11 protein-coding genes and 4 tRNA genes are annotated in these 18,958 nt (G+C 70.9%); 7 read left to right on the top strand and 8 right to left on the bottom strand.

The annotated features are described in order from the left end of the window. Window positions 1–13: 13 nt before the first annotated feature. Window positions 14–2,245 (bottom strand): bifunctional SulP family inorganic anion transporter/carbonic anhydrase, encoded by a 2,232-nt coding sequence (locus tag ACIO52_RS13095; protein ID WP_218721137.1) that lies wholly within the window; start codon window positions 2,243–2,245, stop codon window positions 14–16. Between the two features lie 245 nt (window positions 2,246–2,490). Further along, window positions 2,491–4,683: a SulP family inorganic anion transporter gene (locus ACIO52_RS13090; protein WP_402643831.1), complete on the bottom strand. Its 2,193-nt coding sequence runs from the start codon at window positions 4,681–4,683 to the stop codon at window positions 2,491–2,493. Between the two features lie 346 nt (window positions 4,684–5,029). Between ACIO52_RS13090 and ACIO52_RS13085 the strand changes: the two genes are divergently transcribed. After that, window positions 5,030–5,458, top strand: coding sequence for a hypothetical protein (locus tag ACIO52_RS13085; protein WP_342801428.1), 429 nt, complete (start codon window positions 5,030–5,032; stop codon window positions 5,456–5,458). 3 nt (window positions 5,459–5,461) lie between these two features. Here ACIO52_RS13085 and ACIO52_RS13080 read toward each other — a convergent pair whose 3' ends face one another. The 5 genes from ACIO52_RS13080 to ACIO52_RS13060 all read right to left on the bottom strand — a co-directional run bounded on the left by ACIO52_RS13080 (window position 5,462) and on the right by ACIO52_RS13060 (window position 11,212). Continuing rightward, window positions 5,462–6,676, bottom strand: coding sequence for a VWA-like domain-containing protein (locus tag ACIO52_RS13080; protein WP_402643828.1), 1,215 nt, complete (start codon window positions 6,674–6,676; stop codon window positions 5,462–5,464). After that, complete coding sequence (locus tag ACIO52_RS13075; RefSeq protein ID WP_402643825.1) at window positions 6,673–7,917, bottom strand: AAA family ATPase; 1,245 nt, start codon at window positions 7,915–7,917, stop codon at window positions 6,673–6,675. Before ACIO52_RS13075 ends, ACIO52_RS13080 begins: the two co-directional genes overlap by 4 nt. A gap of 39 nt (window positions 7,918–7,956) precedes the next feature. After that, window positions 7,957–9,219 (bottom strand): hypothetical protein, encoded by a 1,263-nt coding sequence (locus ACIO52_RS13070; protein ID WP_402644426.1) that lies wholly within the window; start codon window positions 9,217–9,219, stop codon window positions 7,957–7,959. 300 nt (window positions 9,220–9,519) lie between these two features. Next, window positions 9,520–10,998, bottom strand: a complete 1,479-nt coding sequence (locus ACIO52_RS13065) for a glyceraldehyde-3-phosphate dehydrogenase (RefSeq protein WP_402643823.1) — start codon at window positions 10,996–10,998, stop codon at window positions 9,520–9,522. A 142-nt stretch (window positions 10,999–11,140) separates the two neighbouring features. Beyond that, a tRNA-Val gene (locus ACIO52_RS13060) sits at window positions 11,141–11,212 on the bottom strand. Between the two features lie 478 nt (window positions 11,213–11,690). Here ACIO52_RS13060 and ACIO52_RS13055 point away from each other — a divergent pair. The 5 genes from ACIO52_RS13055 to ACIO52_RS13035 all read left to right on the top strand — a co-directional run bounded on the left by ACIO52_RS13055 (window position 11,691) and on the right by ACIO52_RS13035 (window position 14,460). Continuing rightward, window positions 11,691–11,762, top strand: a tRNA-Gly gene (locus tag ACIO52_RS13055). 40 nt (window positions 11,763–11,802) lie between these two features. Beyond that, window positions 11,803–11,873: transfer RNA gene (locus ACIO52_RS13050), tRNA-Cys, on the top strand. A gap of 1 nt (window position 11,874) precedes the next feature. Beyond that, window positions 11,875–11,949: transfer RNA gene (locus ACIO52_RS13045), tRNA-Val, on the top strand. A gap of 182 nt (window positions 11,950–12,131) precedes the next feature. Beyond that, on the top strand, window positions 12,132–13,205 hold the full coding sequence (mraY, locus tag ACIO52_RS13040; RefSeq protein WP_316575457.1) for a phospho-N-acetylmuramoyl-pentapeptide-transferase: 1,074 nt from the start codon (window positions 12,132–12,134) through the stop codon (window positions 13,203–13,205). A gap of 64 nt (window positions 13,206–13,269) precedes the next feature. Beyond that, window positions 13,270–14,460: a hypothetical protein gene (locus ACIO52_RS13035; protein WP_402643819.1), complete on the top strand. Its 1,191-nt coding sequence runs from the start codon at window positions 13,270–13,272 to the stop codon at window positions 14,458–14,460. Here ACIO52_RS13035 and ACIO52_RS13030 read toward each other — a convergent pair. Continuing rightward, window positions 14,426–15,379: a hypothetical protein gene (locus ACIO52_RS13030; protein ID WP_402643816.1), complete on the bottom strand. Its 954-nt coding sequence runs from the start codon at window positions 15,377–15,379 to the stop codon at window positions 14,426–14,428. The genes ACIO52_RS13035 and ACIO52_RS13030 overlap by 35 nt on opposite strands. Window positions 15,380–15,762: 383 nt before the next feature. Here ACIO52_RS13030 and ACIO52_RS13025 point away from each other — a divergent pair, with 383 nt between their 5' ends. Continuing rightward, window positions 15,763–18,957, top strand: coding sequence for a hypothetical protein (locus ACIO52_RS13025; RefSeq protein WP_402643813.1), 3,195 nt, complete (start codon window positions 15,763–15,765; stop codon window positions 18,955–18,957). Window position 18,958: the final 1 nt, after the last annotated feature.

The following is an 18,958-nucleotide window of genomic DNA, read 5'->3' as shown; positions in this document are numbered from 1 at the left end:
GCCGGGCCCGCGATCACGCCGTAGTCGGCGCACCGTCTCGATCGTCGATGGTGCGCATACCCTCGGCGGTGACCTCGATCACCCGCGCGCCCGCGATGTCGAAAAACAGTCCCGACACCGCCAGCCCGCGCTCGGCGACCGCCCGGCGCACCGCCGGATGCCGGTGCAGCGTCTCGACCTGCACGGCGACGTTGACCATGCCGAGCTGGTCGACCTCGTCGAAGCCCGCGGCCCTGGCCGCGACCGCGACCGGGTGGTCGGCCCGAAACCGGTCCAGGCTCGCCTCGGCGTGCCGCAGCCACGAGCTCAGCCCGCCGTCGGACTCGGCGCCCCGGTAGACCGCCTTCATGGCGCCGCAGGCGGAGTGCCCGCAGACCACGACCGAGCGCACCGCGAGTTCCTCGAGCGCGAACACCAGCGCCGCCTCGACCGAGTCGTCGCCGCTGGTCGGCACCAGATTGCCGACATTGCGGACGGTGAACAGGTCGCCGGGGCCACTCGAGGTGATCACATTGGGCACGATCCGCGAGTCCGAGCAGGTGAGGAAGAAGGAATCGGGGTCCTGCCGGTCCCGCAGCTCGTCCAGGTGCGGGCGCACGACGTGGGCGTGGCTGCGATGGAACGCCGAGACTCCGGCGGTCAGCGCGTCGCTGCCGGACTTCTGGTGCCGCCACGGGCCGAGCAGCTCGTCCCAGGTCGCGCGACCGAAGCCACGGGCGGGCGGGGAGCCCACCGTGTCGGCCATCCTGGCGCTGCCGATCTCCACGAAATCGACGCGGCCACCACCGCTTTCCTGCTGATGCTGCCAGCTCTCGATGGCCTCGAAGGCGGCGTGGTCGAGGAAGTCGACCGTCATCTCCACGGTGACCTCGGCGCCCGCGGGCACCTTGGCGAGCTCGGCCGAGAGCTTGGGCAGGGCCAGGAAGGTGCACGACCCGTCGATGCGGACCAGCCAGCGCTCACCGCCGGGCAGCGGCATCGCGGCGACCTGCACGCGCACCACGCGCCACAGCAGCAGCCCGAAAGCCAGTGCGAGACCGATGATCACGCCCTCGAGCAGGTTCAGGAACACCACGCCGAGCACGGTGACCAGATACACCAGCAGGTCGCCGGTACGGCGGGCCAGCCGGATGTGGGCCAGCTTCACCAGCTGGATGCCGATCACGATCAGCAGGCCCGCCAGCGCGGCCTTCGGGATCTGCTCGACCAGACCGACCAGCGCCACGGAGAACAGCAGGATCCAGCAGCCGTGCATGATCGCCGAGGCCCGGCTGCGCGCACCCGCCTGCACATTGGTGGCGCTGCGCACGATCACGCCGGTCACCGGCAGGCCGCCGACCAGTCCGGACAGCACGTTCGCCGAACCCTGACCGATCAGCTCACGATCGAAATCGGTACGCGGACCGGTGTGCATCTTGTCCACCGCCACGGCGGAGAGCAGGCTCTCGACGCTGGCGATGAGCGCGATGGTGAGCACCATCATGGCGACCGCCGACCAGTTCCCCGACGGCAGTTCGGGCAGTTGCAGCGCGTCGAAGAGCGAGCCGCTCAACACGATCCGTTCCACCTCGGTGGGCAGCACGAGCGAGAGCAGGGTGCCTGCGACGACCGCGACCAGCGGACCGGGCACCGGGCGCAGCCTCGACGGCACGTACTTCCAGCCCAGCATCACCACGATGACGACGGCGCCGACGAACGCGTCACCGCCGTGCAGCGACAACAGCTGACCCGGCAGCTCGATCAGATTGCGCCAGGCGGTGCTGTGCGATGACCCCCCGAGCAGCACGTGGACCTGCTGCAACGCGATGGTGATGCCGATGCCGGCGAGCATCGCGTGCACCACCACGGGGGCGACGGCGAGCGCGGCACGCGCGATGCGGCTGAGCCCGAACAGGATCTGTAACAGGCCGGCGGCGACGACGATGAAACAGGTGGTACGCCAGCCGAACTGGGCGATGGATTCGGCGACGACGACGGTCAGGCCCGCGGCGGGGCCACTGACCTGCAGCACCGAGCCGCCGAGCGCACCGACGACGATGCCGCCGATCACCGCGGCGACCAGACCGGCGGCGACCGGGGCGCCGGAGGCGACGGCGATGCCCAACGACAACGGCAGGGCGACGAGGAACACCACGATCGAGGCGGACAGGTCGTGGCGGAGCAGGGACTGCCGCCAGGACGGCGGCGGGGGTTTCGGCGAGGACGCCGGTGCGGCGGGTGGAGCTAGGTCGTTCGCGACAGACATGGTTCTCCTTCGGCGACGCGGCGCGCGGCCGTGGTCGATGGACGATCTACGTGTCGTGGACGGTCGGGTGACCGCGAGACAGCTTCCAGCGATGAAGCGTCGAACGCCCCGGTGCGTCGGCGAACCGGGGCGGGGTGCCAACCACCGTATTGGTAAAGACTTGGCAAAACCAGTGTGCCGCACGAAGAGTGGGTGTCGCCATAACCGCAGGACCGCTGTGGTGTGGCCCACACCAGGCCCGGCGCTCATACCGGTTCGGCCGCGACCCGGCGATGACTGTCGTCGAACTCGGCGATCCCGTCGGTGGTCACCTCGATGACCCGCGCGGTCGCCAGATCGAAGAACAGCCCCGACACCACCACCCCGCGCTCCTCGATCCCGCCGCGCACCGCCGGGTAGTCCATCAGCGTCTGGACCTGCCGGGCGACGTTCACCATCCCGAGCTGATCGACCGGACCGAAACCCGCCCGCCGGGCCGCCTCGGCGACCGGGTGACCCGCGTGGAATTCCGCCAGAGTCGGCGCGGCGTGCGCGAGCCAGTCGTCGAGGCCGGGACCGGCCTGGACCTGTCCGTACAGCGCCTCCATGGCCCCGCATCCGCTGTGCCCGCACACCACGACCGCGCGCACGTCGAGCTTGTCGAGCGCGTAGATCAGCGCCGCCTCCACCGAGACGTCGCTGCCGCCGACCGGCACGAGATTGCCCACGTTGCGCACGGTGAACAGGTCACCGGGACCGCTGTTGGTGATGACGTTGGGCACGATGCGGGCATCGGCGCAGGTGAGGAAGAAGGTGTCGGCGTCGGGCCGGTGCCGCAGGCCGGCCAGGTGCGGGCGCATGAGGTGCGCGTGGCCGCGGTGATAGGCCGCGATACCCGCCGCGATCGGGTCGACACCGCCGCTGCGGCGCCACGGCCGGATCGCCTCGTCGACCGCCTTGCGGGCGTGGCCGTATTCGGGCGGACCGTCGTGCGCGCGCGCCATCCGCGCGGTGCCGAGTTCGACGAAATCGACCGTGCCACCGCCCGATTCGCGGGCATCGGCCCACTCGGAGAGCAGTTCGCACGCGGCATGATCGAGGAAGTCGACACTGAGCTCCACCGTGACGTCCACGCCGGCGGGCACTTTCGCCAGTTCGCTGGTGAGCCGGGGCACGGCCAGGAAGGTGCAGGGCCCGTCGATGCGCACCAGCCAGGTCCCGTCGGGGCGCGGCGCCGCGGCGATGGTGAACTTCACGACCCGCCACAGCAGCAGCGCGAACGAGGCGATCAGGCCGATCACCATGCCCTGCAACAGGTTCAGCGAGACGACCGCCACGACGGTGACGAGGTAGACGTAGATGTCGCCGGTGCGGCGGGCGCGTTTGATGTGCGCCAGTTTCACCAGCTGCACCCCGATCAGCACCAGCAGTCCGGCCAGCGCGGCGGTCGGGATCTGCCGGACCAATCCGACCAGCGCGATCGCGAATACCAGTACCCAGCAACCGTGCAGCACGGTGGCGGCCCGGCTGCGCGCTCCGGCGTTGGCGTTGGTGATGCTGCGGACGATGACGGCCGCGATCGGCAGGCCGCCCAGCGTCCCGGAGGCCATGTTGGCGGCGCCCTGCCCCAGGAGTTCACGATCGAAGTCGGTGCGCTGACCGGGCCGCATCTTGTCGACGGCGACCGCCGAGAGCAGCGTTTCCACGCTGGCGATGAGCGCGACGGTGAGCATGGTCAGCGCGATCGGCACCCAGCCACCGTGCGGCAGCGCGGGCAACCCGATGCCGTCGATCAGCGAGCCGTCCAAGCGCACCCGGTCCACCGTCAGCGGCAGCACCAGCGAGATCACCGTCGCCACCACCACCGCGACCAGCGGGCCGGGCACCACCCGGACGCGGCGCGGCAGGTATTGCCACCCGATCAGGATGGCGATCACGAGCAGCCCGACGAACAGGTCGCCCTTGTGCACCGACATCACCTGATTCGGCAGCGCGACGATGCTCGCCCACGGCGAGCTGACCGTGGTGCCGCCGAGCAGCACGTGCACCTGCTGTAGCGCGATGATCACGCCGATTCCGGCGAGCATGGCGTGCACCACGACCGGGGCGATGCCCAGCGCGGCGCGCGCGATGCGGCTGAGCCCGAACAGGATCTGCAGCAGACCCGCCCCGACGGTGATGAAACACATGGCGGCCCAGCCGAATTGCTGGACCGCACCCGCGACGACGACGGCGAGACTGGCGGTCGGCCCGCTCACCTGGATCGACGAGCCGCCGAGCAGGCCGGCGACCACGCCGCCGACCGCGGCGGCGATGAGTCCGGCGACGACGGGCGCGCCGGAGGCGAGCGCCACACCCAACGACAGCGGCAACGCGACGAGGAACACCACGATGGACGCCGGAAGGTCTTGCCGAAGAACAGATTTCAGCGAATGGCCCGGATCATTGTCGGTCATCATTCTCCTTCGCCGGGGCGGATCGGCGCCCGGTTCATCGGTCGAACATGCACTGGCAATTGATGCTGAGCTGCGAGCGAACGGCGGCGGAACGGCACTGCTCGAAGAGATTCTCGACCCGAGACACAGGGTCGGGCCAATAGTAAAGAATTACCCAAGCGTTTGGAAAGTCCTCGAGGCGAATGGGACGAATCGCGACTCAACTGTGACGTGCACCACACGCAATACGTCGGGCTCGCGGGGTGCGGCCGATCCGTCGACCGGCCGCAACGATCAGGAATCGAGAAGCGCGGCGCCCGGGTCGGTGGAAACATCGTTTCCGCAGACCACCACAACGAAAGGGTTCCCGATGACCAGCACCTGGGTGCGCCGATCCCACCGGTGGCTCGCCGTGGCCTTCACCGCGATCGTGATCCTCACGGTGATCGCGCTGGCGCTGAGCGGACCGGTCTGGGTGTCCTATCTCCCGCTGTTCCCCCTCGCCGGGCTCTTCCTCTCCGGCAGCGTCCTGTTCGTCCGGTACTACACCGGGAGGTCGGGCGCGGCTCGCCGGACCGGGGCGACCGGCACGCGCGCGCGAACCCGCGGGCTACACCGCTGGGCCGCGGTGGTGTTCGTCGTCACCGTCGTCGCCACGGTGATCGCCCTGTCCCTGCCGGAGCCGATCGTCTGGGTGTCCTACCTGCCGCTGATCCCCCTCGCCGCGCTGCTGTTCTCCGGGCTGTCCATGTTGGTGACGCAGCGTCTTTCGGCGCGGCGCCGGGCCGCCACCGCGTAGGCCTCACCCGATCTCCACCACTCGCGCCCAGGCGGGCGGGCGGTCCGGCACGTAGTCCGGATCGGCCTCGCTCCACGACCCCGCCCGGCGGAACACCCCGACCACCGTCCGGCACGGTGGCCGGGTGTCGGGCCAGGGCGTCTGCCCGTCGGTCAGCGCCACGACCACGTCCGGGCGGGTGCGCAGGGCCGCGGTGAAACCGGTCCGCAGATCGGTGCCGCCACCGCCCATCAAGGTCATCCCCTCGGCCCGGCACAGCGGATCGACGATCCAGACCGCGGCATCGCACGACAGCACGGTGACCAGGTCCCGACGACCGCCGACCGCGCGGGTGATGGCGGCGACTTCCAGCAGCGCGCTGCCCAATTCGACGTCACTGACCGACCCCGAGGTATCGATGACGACCGCGACCCGAGGGGGCATCCGACGCAGGCTCGGCAGCACCACCCCGGGCAGCGCCGCCGAGCGCCGCGCCGGCCTGCCGTAGGTGTAGTCGGCGCCGACCCCGGGGGCCGAGGCCGCCGAGCGCAGGGCGGCGCCCAGCAGATCCCGCCACGGCTGCGACGGATGCAGCGCCTCCTCAGCCCATCGTCGCCACCCCTGGGGCGCGTCGCCCGGTCGGCCGACGATGCCCTGGGCCACCCGGAACCGCACCGCGTCGCGCTCCTGCTCGCTGAGGCCGTCCGCGCCGTCGGGCCCGAGTTCCCAGGCCCGCTCCAGTCCGTCGGCGCCGCTACCGCAATCGAGCCAGGCCATGCCCTCGGTCAGCCTGCCCAGCCGGAACTGCCCGAGGTAGTCCTCCATGAGTTCGCCTGGGGACAGCCCGAGGTCGGCGGGCAGGACCGCCCCCGCGGGCTGGACGAGCCCGTCGCCGAACGCGTCGTCGTTGATCTCGGCGTCGGCGGCGATGTTCATCCGCAGCCGCTCCGCCGGGCCGGTCAGATCGTGCGCGCGGGCGTATCGATCGCTGCGCGCGTGATGCTCGCGCAGCAGGTGCGACACCTCGTGCACCAGGATCGAGGCGAGTTCTTCCACGGACGTGCAGGCCACGAACGCGGGTGAGACGTAGCAGCGCCAGTGCTTGTCCACCCCCATCGTCGGCACCTGCCGCGACTCGACGATGTGCAGCGCGTACAGCGCCGTGGCGAGATAGGGCCGGGCCGACACCGCGGACAGCCTTGCGGCATACAGCTTCTCGTGATCCAGGTGGCCCGTCATCGACGGGCCTCGGCGACGCGGGCCGTGGCCTGCTCGGCCTGCCGGGACACCGAGACCGTGGCGGCGAGATGTTCGATCGACGCCGGGATCTCCCAGTCGTCCCGGCGCAGGGTGGCCAGCGTGGTCGCGGGGACCACCACCAGATCCGGCGCCCCGGTCGCCACGGCCCCGGCCAGCAGGGCCCACGCCGCGTCCCAGCGCGCCTTCTCGGGTCGTCGGCGCACCGCCGCCACCACCGCGTCGAGCACGGCCTGGCGCAGATCGCCCCGGTCGGGCAGCGCGGCGACCGCAGGATCGGCCAGCAGCACTTCGGGATCGGGCAGATCCATCCGATCGATGCTGGTCAGCAGCTCGAAACCGGGACCGTCACCGACGGTCCCGCGCACCAGCATCGACAGCACATCGCGCGCGGCGCCCGCCGCCGTGGCGAACGCGATCAGCCGGACCACCATCTCCCAGCTGCGCGGCGACGGCCAGGCACCGCCGCGCCGGGTTTCGGTGGTGGGCAGCTGATGCACCAGCTTCGGGCGGCCCGCGAGCAGCTCGCACACCGCGCGCCGGGCGAACGCCACCGCCTCCGAGAGCTTTTCGGGCGCGAGGCGGGGCAGCGTCGCCCGCGGCCAGGTGCCGCCGAGGCCGCGCACGACGACCTCGTGGTCATGGGTCCATTGCAGGTGCACGAACCGATTCGCCAGCGGCGGGCTCAGTTCCCAGCCGTCGGCGGCCGAGGAACGCGGGTTGGCCGCGGCGACGATGCGGACCCCTGGCGGCAACCGCAGCGTGCCGATCCGCCGTTCCAGGACCAGGCGCAGCAGGGCCGCTTGCACGGCGGGCGGCGCGGTCGAGAGTTCGTCGAGGAACAGCAGGCCCCGTCCGGCCTCGACCAGCTTCACGGCCCAGTCCGGCGGGGCCATCGGCACCCCGGCGGTCGCGGGGTCGTCACCGAGGATGGGCAGGCCCGAGAAGTCGGACGGTTCGTGCACACTCGCGATCACCGTGGTCAGCGGCAGGTCGAGGGACTCGGCGAGCTGGGTCAGCGCGGCGGTCTTGCCGATGCCCGGCTCACCCCACAGCAGGACCGGGAGGTCGGCGGCGACCGCCAGCGTCAGTGCCTCGAGCCGGGTGTCGGGACGGGGTTCGGTGGTCGTTTCGCCGAGCAGAGCGAGCAGTTCGCCCGCGATGTCGAGTTGGGAGCCGGTGGTTCGGACCGGACGCGGGACGACGGAAATGCGTACAGACATGGGTGTATCACCTTGATGTGCGGAGGAAGTGGGGAAAGGTCAGCGCTTGACCGCGTGGCGCGGACGAACGCCGTCTTCACGGCGGGGGCGGCCGGCGGGCGCGGGGACACCGCGACCGGGCGCGGACAGCCCGGCCCGGAACAGGCCATAGGTGATCCGCCGTCGCGCGGCGGACTCGAGTTCGTCGCGGAGGGGACCGTCGCGCAGCAGCGCCGCGGGACCGAGCAGCCGTTCGACCTCGGCCAGCGCACCGGCGCTGTCACCGTGGTCGAGCCGTTCGCGAATGCCCGTCAGCGCCTCCGGACGACGGTGCGCCCGGTCGATGACCTGTAGGCAGGGAAGCGCAGTGCCGGTCAGCGCGACCAGCAGTTCCTCGCGCCGGATCTCGGCCGGGTCGTGATCGAGCGCGGCCAGGCGCCCGTCGACGAACCCGATCCGGTGCCACTGCCCCCGGCACCACACGAGCCGAGGCCGCTCCGGTCCCCCGAACTTCCGCGAGGCAGCCCGTGGTGACCAGGTCGGGTCTAGTGCCGCGGCGACCAGCGGATGCAGCTGATCGACCGAGATCGCGCCGGCCCGCAGCAGGACCAGATCGGGCAGCGCCCAGGTCGCCGCGTCGGGCAGCACCGGCAAGGCGGACACCGCGCCGCGCCGATATTCCTCGGTGATGCGCACCTGCGCGCCGACCTCGAGGACCACCCGGCGCCGGGCGCCGCAGCGCACCAGAACCATTCCGGCCGTGGACTTCTCGGCCCGCAGCAGGAGCGCGGCCTCCTCGGCCCAGCGATCGACCGCGCATCCGGGCGGCAGCTGTGCGGATGCGTTCTCCCCCGGCGGCGCCCCGCACCGGAGCGGCAGCTCGTCGGCCCTGCGCGCGTCCCACAGGTGCCGGTGCAGATCGAGCCGGAAGCGCCGGTTCGGCCGGGCATGGGGGTGCGGGCTCGCCGCGGCGCCCTCCCAGAGCCCGAGCGCGACGCGCTGACCGGCATCGGCCCAGGCCGGCGCGGTCCGCACCACCAGGTGCACGAATCCTTCACCGCCACCACGGGTTCCGGCGGTCGCGTAGCGCGCCAAGGTGATCGTCAGCCCCGGCCGGAGCAGTCCGTCGGGCGCGACCCTGGGCAGGTGCCAGCGCAGCAGGTCCGGGGCCAGATACCGCAGGTCGGCCCGCACCCGCGCGGCCAGATCCCGGCCGTGGGTCCGGGCCAGCGCGCGCAGATCGAGATCGACGTCGACATGCGCCGCGGCGCAGGCCCCGGCCCAGTCGCCGAGACCGCGGCGCGCGGTGGCGAGATCGATCATGGCGGGTGGCACCGCGAATGCGCGAACCCGCCGCCACAAGGCCAGGCGGGCATCGTCGCCGGGTGGTCCGGCCGCGCGAAGATGCTGCGGATACTGCGGGAATTCCGCTCGATCGAGCGGGAAGGAAGCCGGTGCGATGACCGGCAGGGTGCTCAACGGCCCGGGCGCCGTACGCCCTTTCGACTAGTCGTCATGTGCCCAGTATGCACAACGCCGCCCGGCCCGACAACGCCGACGCCGGGCAGGCGGACGCCGACACGAGGTCGCGCGCCCGCCTGATCCGCAGGTCGCGGAAGGCGATTACCCCGCGTCGGCGGCGGCCAGCGCGGGCTCGGCCGACGGCACGCCGAGCTGCGGGTAGGTCGGATATTCGATGCCCGAGATGTACTGCACGGTGCGCACGACCTGGCACGAGTAGCCGAATTCGTTGTCGTACCAGACGTAGAGGATCGCGGTGTCGCCCTCGACGATCGTGGCGTTGGCGTCGATGATCGACGCCGCGCGCGAGCCGATGAAGTCGCTGGAGACCACGTCGTTGGCAGCGGTGTAGTCGAGGTTGCGGCTCAACGGGCCCGCGAGCGAGACCTGACGCAGGTACGCGAGCACGTCCTCCTTGGTCGTCTCCTGCGCGAGCTGCAGGTTCAGGATCGCGACCGAGACGTCCGGCGTGGGTACCCGGATCGAGTTGCCGGTGATCTTGGCCTTGAAGTCCGGCATCGCCTTCGCGACGGCGGAGGCGGCGCCGGTCTCGGTGAGCACCAGGTTGAACGGCGCGGACCGGCCGCGACGGTCGGCCTTGTGGTAGTTGTCGAGCAGGTTCTGGTCGTTGGTGAACGAGTGCACCGTCTCGACGTGTCCGCGCAGGATGCCGAACTCGTCGTCCATGGCCTTGAGCGGCGGCACGATCGCGTTGGTCGTGCACGAGGCGCAGGAGAAGATCTGCTGGGACAGGTCCAGGCTGCGGTGGTTCACGCCGTGCACGATGTTGGGGACATCGCCCTTGCCCGGCGCGGTCAGCACGACCTTCGCGATACCAGGGCGCAGGTGCTGGGACAGACCGTCGCGATCACGCCACCGGCCGGTGTTGTCGATCAGGATGGCGTTGTCGATGCCGTAGGCGGTGTAGTCGATCGTGGTCGGGTCATCGCTGTAGATGAACTTGATGACGTTGCCGTTGGCGGTGATCGTGTCGTTCTCGGCGTCGACCTTGATGGTGCCGTTGAAGTGGCCGTGCACCGAGTCGCGGCGCAGCAGCGACGCGCGCTTGGCCAGATCGTCGTCACCGCCCTTGCGGACCACGACGGCGCGCAGGGTCAGCCCGTTGCCCGAGCCTGCCTTCTCGATGAGCAGCCGGGTCACCAGTCGCCCGATCCGGCCGAAGCCGTAGAGCACGACATCGCGCGGGCCCTGCGGCTCGGCCTTGTTGCCGTCGAGCACCTCGGTCAGCACCGCCGCGGTGAACTCCGGGATCGACAGCCCGCGGTCATCGGCGCGATAGGCCATGACCAGCTGTCCGAGGTCGATCTTGCACGGCCCCAGGTCCAGTTCGCTGAGCACCTGCAGGAAGGGCAGAGTCTCGTCGACGGACAGTTCCTCGCCGGCGATCTGCCGCGCGAACCGGTGCGTCCGCAGGATGCTGATCACCGATTTGTTCACCAGCGACCGGCTGTGCAGCAGGATCGTCACGCCCTTGCCCCGGTACAGCGTGCCGATGATCGGGATCATCGCCTCGGCGGCGGCTTCCTGAGCGTTCCAGCGGTCAAGTTGTTCGGTGGTCACCACACGTCCTCAGGTTCTCGGTAAGTAGTCTCTACCGATGCTAAGGAGCGCGGAGTTTTCACCGAGACCGGCTCCCCACCAGTGAGGTTTCCGCCACTCCACCAACGAAAAATGACCAGGACGACAGTCCTGGTCATTACTGTGGTCCCAGCTGGTTTCGAACCAGCGACCTTCCGCGTGTGAGGCGGACGCTCTCCCGCTGAGCTATGGGACCGAACACTGTGCCGAGGGGCTCGGTAGGGCCTCTCGAACGAGATGGAACATTAGCACGGCGCACCCTGGTGACACCAAATCGCCTCGTGAACGGGGGCTTCGGGCTCCCTGGCCGCTTTTGCAGACCGCCGTAGTCACACCTTCCCCTGAACGGACTATCGCACTACATGCCTTCATACGCATATCTACGTGTTCTCATGAACGCGGTCTGCGGAGAGTCGAGGGGCCGCGAGGCAGGGATGTCGCCGCGCCGACACGGACGACTGAACCGATGACACACCCACCGCGACCGTCACGGACGATTCGCCGCCATCCACCGCCCCCACACGCCCGGCGACCACCCGAACAACATGCGCGTAATTCACATTTAGGCCCATCTACCAGCCGATTTGTAGTCTGCGCCGACCGTCGGCTAATGTTTTCCTCGCACCACGGAGAGCAGCCAAGCCGCAAGGCCGACAGCCTCCGGAAGTGCGAATGCGGATGTAGCGCAGTGGTAGCGCATCACCTTGCCAAGGTGAGGGTCGCGGGTTCAAATCCCGTCATCCGCTCGAGAGGTAGGTTAGGCATTCATGCCATCCTCCTTTGCGCGGTGGAGTGGCCGAGTGGTGAGGCAACGGCCTGCAAAGCCGTGCACACGGGTTCGATTCCCGTCTCCACCTCGCGCGATTAGCTCAGCGGGAGAGCGCTTCCCTGACACGGAAGAGGTCACTGGTTCAATCCCAGTATCGCGCACCACAAGAAGGCCCCGGTTTCGACCGGGGCCCTCTTGCGTTTCCGGGCCAGGCCGACCGCCGGACCGCGGCATGTAACCCAGGTCACTCCCGACCCGGATACCGTCGGCGCTCCCCTAGGATCGGCACTCGGCGTCGCCGGGCCGGTGTCGGCGACGCGGACCAGCGGCATGGAGGGGCGAGCAGTTGAGGCAGATCCTGATGTCGGCGGGGATCGCCCTGTTCGTCACCATCACCCTCACCCCGGTACTGATCCGGGTCTTCGCGCGCCGTGGCTTCGGCCAGGAGATCCGGATCGACGGACCCGCCAGCCACCAGACCAAACGCGGCACCCCGACCATGGGCGGGCTGGCGATCGGCGCCGGCGTGTGGGCCGGATTCCTCGGATCACACCTGATCGGCCTGCTGTGGGACGCCCCAGGGCCCAGCGCCTCCGGTGTTCTCGTGCTGCTGCTGGCCTCGGCGCTGGGTATGGTCGGTTTCCTCGACGACTCGATCAAGCTGCGCAAACACCGCAATCTCGGCCTGACCGCGGCGGGCAAGTATCTCGGGCAGATCGGTGCCGCGGTCGTGTTCGCGGTGCTGGCGCTGCGTTTTCCCGGCGCGACGGGGCTCACTCCCGCGAGCAACAATCTCTCCTACGTCCGCGACATCAACACCATCGCCTTCGAGTCGCTGATCTTCGTCGCGTTCATCTGCCTGCTGGTGGTGGCCTGGTCGAACGCCGTCAACATCACCGACGGTCTGGACGGTCTCGCGGCCGGCTCGATGAGCCTGACGCTGGGCGCCTACGTGGTGATCACGCTGTGGCAGTTCGAGAACTCGTGCGAGCTCAGCCCGGGCCGGGGCTGCTACAACGTGCGTGATCCGCTCGATCTCGCGGTGGTCAGCGCCGCCGCCGCGGGCGCGTGCATCGGGTTCCTGTGGTGGAACGCCGCGCCTGCCAAGATCTTCATGGGCGACACCGGCTCGCTGGGCCTCGGCGGCCTGGTGGCCGGACTGTCGATCACCAGCCGCACCGAACTGCTCGCGGTGGTGCTCGGCGCGCTGTTCGTCGCGGAGATCCTGTCGGTGCTGCTACAGATCGTCGTCTTCCGCACCACGCACACGCGGCTGTTCCGGATGGCACCGTTCCATCACCACTTCGAATTGAACAATTGGCCCGAGACCGCGGTGATCATCCGGTTCTGGGTGCTGGCCGGCATCGCGTCGGCGATCGGGCTGTGCCTGTTCTACGGCGAGTACATCACCGCGCTGTAGCCGGGAACTGTCGGACCGCCCCGCTACGCTGACCCGACACAGTGAGCGAGCGGGAGGTGGCCCAGTGAGTGCCGGCAACGGGCGGGAACTCGACCACGACATCGCCGCCGATGTCTCCTTCGAGCTCGAGGAACTCGACGAGCTGGTCGCCGAACTGCTCACCGAGCACGCCGAACGCGCCCCCAGGGACGCGCGGATCGTCGCCCTGCGCCTCGGCATCGGCGGGCAGCGCCCGGAAACCCTGACCCGCATCGGCGCCCGCTACGACCTGGCGCGCGACCGGGTCCGGCAGCTCTACGCCAAGGCGATCGGGCAGCTGGTGCGCGAGGCCGCGCGCTCCGGGCACCGCTGCGCCGAGGTGTTCGCGCACCGTTACCCGCGCGACGCGGGCGATCTGCGGCTGGTGCGGGAGCTGCTCACCGAGACCTACGCCACCGACACCGATCTGGTGGCGATGGAATGGTCGTATCTGAAACTGCGCCTGGCCGGGCACGACCAGACCGACGCAAAGCGCGTCGCCGGATACGTGATGCAGCGAATCCTGGGCTGGCAGAAGAAGACCGCCAGCATCCTGGCCAAACTGCATCCCCTCGACGAGACCGACGACCTGGGTCCGCTGCTCGACGACGTCGAATGGGCCGACGGGACCCCCGCTCCCCTGCCGACCGCCTCGGCCCGCGTCGCCGACGGCGACGACGACGGCCGCGGCCGCTTCTACCTCGCCACCGTCGGCCGCGATGTCGCCTACGATTCCGCGCTGGCGGCCCGGCTGCTGCGCACCCTCGACGCCAGCCCGGCCGTGACAGCGTTCCAGGAGGAGCCGACCGCGCTCACCTACGCCTTCGGCGGCGAGGACCACGTGCACTACCCGACCGTCGCCGCGCGGCTCACCGACGGCAGGACGGTGCTGGTCGACGTCGTTCCGCTGGGCCGGATCGCCTTCCATCACACCAGGATCCAGAGCGAGCTCGCCCGCGCCTATGCCCATGACCAGGGCTGGGGCTGGCTGACCTGGACCGGCAGCGCGCTGGACCCGGCCCGGCTGCGGGCCCGCGTCACCGACCCGGCGATCGAGCAACGCCTCGCCGACGACCTCGACAAAGGTCCCTACGATCGCCGCGCGCTGGCGAGCGTGCGCGCCGAGACCGACCTCGATCTGCTCGATCTGGCCGGGCTCGTGCTGCGCAACGACTGGCGGTGGGACCGAACGCCGATGCGGCTCAGCGCGTCACCAGCGCGCCTGCCATCACGGTGATCACCAGCAGCATCGCGCAGCAGGTGAGCCACTGCCACTGATTGATCGTGCGGTCCATCCGGCCGATCGTCGCCCGCAGGCCCGCCGCGATCCGCTGCTGGGCGACCAGTTCGCTGCGCACCCCGGCCAGGGTGATCGCCTCGGCGTCGGCGTTCACGCCCGCGCGGTCGATCCGATGGTGCAGCCGGTTTACCAGCTTCTGCTTGTCGCGCACGGTCTGTCGCGACACCGCCAGCTCGACCCGCTGATCGCGCAGCTCCCTGCGCTGATGCTCGATCATGGCGGCCTGCGCCGCGGTATGCCTCTCCCAGGTGCCCACCTCGGCCCACCCTCCTGTCGTCGAATCCGCGTGACCCCAGTGGATCTCGCCGGTCACCCAGCCCTCGAGGAAGTCACGCAGTTCCCAGCCCGGCCGCACCGGACCGGCGAACCCCGTCTCGCCCGCGGCGAGCATGCCCTGATCGATGCGGTAGTCGGCCGCCGCGGGCGCGAAATCGGCGATGCCGACCGCGGGGACCAGCGGCACCCAGTACCCCTGCGGGCAGACCCACAGCACGTCGTCGATGCCGGCCGCCTGCAGGCGTCGGCGATGCGCGCGGGCCGCGGTGATGTCGAGGGGGCCGCTGCGCACCTCGACCACACAACGCCGATCGCCACGACGCCAGAAGATGTCGACGGGGATGTCGTCGACCCGCGCGTCGACCTCGGCCTCGTCGGCGCCCGCCGCCGTCAGTCTGCCGCAGATCCAGTGCTCGAGCCGCTGGGTATTCCATTGGGTCGCCACGCATTCGGAGCAACCACAGCCGTATCCGGTCCGTTCCGGTGCCGCCCGCCTGGTGCCCTCGGAGATGCCGAGTTCGTCGAGCAGCGCCCGCCGTCCGCACACCACCTGGGTGTCGCTTCGCCGCTTCGTCCTCACACCACACTCCCTCACCGGGGACCCTGACGTGTGCCCGCGCCCACGCCCTGTTCTCCAGGTTCCCGCAGCCACCGACGGGCCGCCAGCCCCCTTGACCCGCGCTCGGGTGCGTCACCGCCCGGTGAGCGAGATCACAAACGCGATTCCACTTGAATATCAAGCTATTTCATTGTGCCGACGTCGCGGAACGTCGCCGAGATCTTGATCATTTCGATACACAGACCGGGCCTGTTGCCCGTCCATTTCGTCCGGATTACGAAACGCTTCGGCGCGTCGCGGATCCGGTCACCGGGACATCGCGACGACGCGGGCGCAGCGCCCGGTGGATATGATCGCTGCGGCCGGGGCGGGCACGCTCGCCGAGCACGGGAAGTAGGGTGTGCATGAACCACGCTGAGCACGACGAGTCCATCGGGTCGATGCTGGCGAGTATCGCCGCGGCGCTGCGTGAGGTCAGTGACAAGCTCGATGTCGTCGCCGCCCGGGTCCAGCAGGAAGTCCCCAGTTTTCCCGCCGATGACGATCTGCCCGACCAGACCAGGATCCGCAGGCTCGAGACCTGGGCTTTCCATGCGTCACAGGACATTTCCCGGCTCAGTGCCCGGCTCGACGCCCTCGACGGCGGCGATCCCGAGCCGGCACCGCGCGCTCGCGGCACCCGCAGCCGCCGCGAAGTGCGGGAGGCCGCCGAAGCCGCGCGCGCGGCCGCCGATTCCGGCGCGGGAGAAGAGCTCTCGTCCCCGAACCCGGCGGGTGACCGGCCCCCGCTGGAGCGCCGACATTCCCGCACCGACCACCTGGGCGACCCGACCTGGCCACTCACCGTCGCCCCGATCCCCCGTCCCTCGACGACCGTCGAACCGGGGAGCGAGCCGACCGGCGAGGCCGCGCAGTTCGCCGATACGGCGCGGTCGGCGCGTTCGGGTCGCGCCGAAGGTCATGCGGCGGGCGGTTCCGCGTCGGCGGGCGGATCGGCCGTGGGCACGCTGGCCGACGGTACGGCCGAGTCCGGCGGTCCGACGCCGCCGGTCAACGGCACGGATCGTGCGCTGCCGGTGAACGGTCGGGATCGCGTGCCGCCGGTGAACGGCCGGGCATCGGTGAACGGGACGTCCCGCGCCATCAGCACGAAGCCGCTCAACGGGGTACGGGTGGTCGATGACTCGGAGTCGCGACGCGACCTTCCGGCGCGCGGGGAAACGGCCGCCGACGAGCGGGGCCGGGGAGCTCGCCGACTCGCTGCCGAGGGTGCCGCTCCCCTGGTCGGTGCGCCCAAGGCGGGGGCTCCCCTGGCCGATGCGCCCCAGGCCGGTGCTCGCCAGGCCGGGGCCCACCAGGCCGATGCGCCCCAGGCGGGTTCTCGCCAGGCCGATATGCCCCAGGCAGGGGCTCCCCTGGCCGATGCGCCCCAGGCGGGTTCTCGCCAGGCCGATGTGCCCCAGGCAGGGGCCGAGGGCGTGCGGGGCGGCGTCGAGCCGACCGCAGCGGCCCACGGTGCCGCGGCAGAGATGTCGGTGCGAGGAACCGGGCACGCGGGCGGAGGGCCCGAGTACAGCACCGGCGTTGCCGGGGCATCCGCTCCCGACTGGCAGACCGAGGCGCAGGCGGGACAGCAGATCATCGCGCCCAGCGCGTCGCAGGCCGGCGAGCCCACCTCGGCGACCGCCCGGAGGCACGCCGACTCTCCTCCCGGCGGACAGCTACCGGTCCGTTCGACTACTTCCGACCAGCCGAACGACGGAGGCGGCAGTGTCGTCGGTCCGGATCGACAGGTCGATCGGTTCACCTCGGCGAGCACCGCCGCACCGCGGCCCGACGATGCCGGGACCGCGCGACCGCCCGCCGATGATGTCGTCCCGACCGAGTCCGCGCGCCGGTGGGCCGAGCGCCTCGCCGCGGCCGCCGCCGACCAGCAGGGCGGCGATGTCGTCCCCACCGCCGCCGCGCGGGCGTGGGCCGATCGCCTGGCCGCCGCCGCGCAGCAGCAGACCGACGATGTCGTGCCCACGGCGACCGCCCGCGAATGGGCCGACCGCCTAGCCGCGGCAGCCGAGTTGGATGCCCTCGCCGCGGCTGCCGGACGAAGTGACGCGGCCGCGACGGCGGAGCGGACCGGCGTCGCCGCGCGGTTGGGGTCGGTGAACGGCCGGGCGGTGGAGCTGTCGGACGACACCGTGATCGAGGCTGTGGAACGGCCAGGCACGCAGCGGTTGCCGCACAACGGTGCGAGCCGGGGTGGCGAGGCCGGTTCGGGTCGTGACGCCGAGATCGGTGGGCGGACGGTGTCGATGTCGGCGCTCGGACGCGAGGGAGCGTCGCCGGAGGCAGATCTGCCAGGGGGGAACGCTACCGGGACAAGTGCACTGTCGGCCGAGGTCGCGGCGCGCCGGGGAGAGTCTGTCGCAGGGGCTGCCGACGAGCTCACCGTGCCGGGTCGAACCGCGCTGGGTGAGGCCGCCCGTGGCGGTGACCGGGTGATCGACGGTGCCCACGCGTCGCAGGCGAATGCCGCTGCCGTCGACATGGCGTCGGATCCGCCGACGGAGACCGGGGTGCGCCCGCCCGCCGAGACCGGTGTGGAGCGGGCCAGGCCGGTCGGCAAGCCCACCGGGGCGACGACCGCGCCGGGAGTGGGCGCTGGACCGGCAGCGGGATCGTCGGAGGCGTTGTCCGGCAATCGGATCGATGCGACGGCCGACGACCTCGAGCGAGTCGTGAGTGATCCCCGGTCTGCCGGTCTCACCGCGGGTGACCGGGGCGAGACGGCCGGTGCCTCCCCGGTGGACGGGTTCGATCCGCGCTCCGCCACGTCACCGGAGCCCGCGGCCTCCGGCACCACCACCAGCGGAATCCACTGGACCTTCACCGACGAGGACCTGACCACGCCGTCGGCCCCGAGTCCGAACGGCTACGCCCGCAACGGCTTCACCGGCGGCGACTCGCAGCGCCCCGGGTCGATGTTCGACGAGGTCCCGCGAGAGCGCCTCACTTCCTCGGGTGACACGCCACCGCCGCCACCCGCCCGCCTCTCCGTGCCGAAGGACCCCGGCCCTGCCGGACAGTCCACCAGCAGCGCCGGGCACGCTGCCTCCGCGGCCGACCGCGCAAGCGCGAGCCTCGAACCCACAACAAGATTCGGTGCCTCGACCAGCGACCACGGCAACGCGGGCCTGGAACCCACCACCCGATTCGGCAGCTCCACCAGCGACTACGACAACGCAGGTCTGGAGCCCGCGACGCGGTTCGGCGGCTCGACCAGCGACCGAGGAACCGAGGGCCTCGAGCCCGCGGGGGGCTCTGGGAGCGAATCGGCGCGGGCCGGTGGGTTCGCCGCGGCGAATGCGCGTGGACCGGAGGCGCCGGCGACCAGCCCGCTCGATCGTGTGGCGTCCGATCCGGCGCCGCCGACCGCGACCGACGCGGCGGGGATCACCGTGACGGGGACGTTCCGGGCGTTCGACATCGAGCGCGCGCACGTCGACAAACTGCAGGCGATGCTGGACGAATTGAAGCGATCGTCGGGGCTGCCGCCGGGGCGGAGCGACGTCTTCGGGCCGCGGACCACAGAGCCCGGCTAGC

This window comes from Nocardia sp. NPDC087230, from assembly GCF_044744725.1.
GTDB lineage: Bacteria > Actinomycetota > Actinomycetes > Mycobacteriales > Mycobacteriaceae > Nocardia > Nocardia canadensis.
Note: the sequence above shows the minus strand (reverse complement) of the source record. Positions and strands in the feature narration are given on the sequence as shown.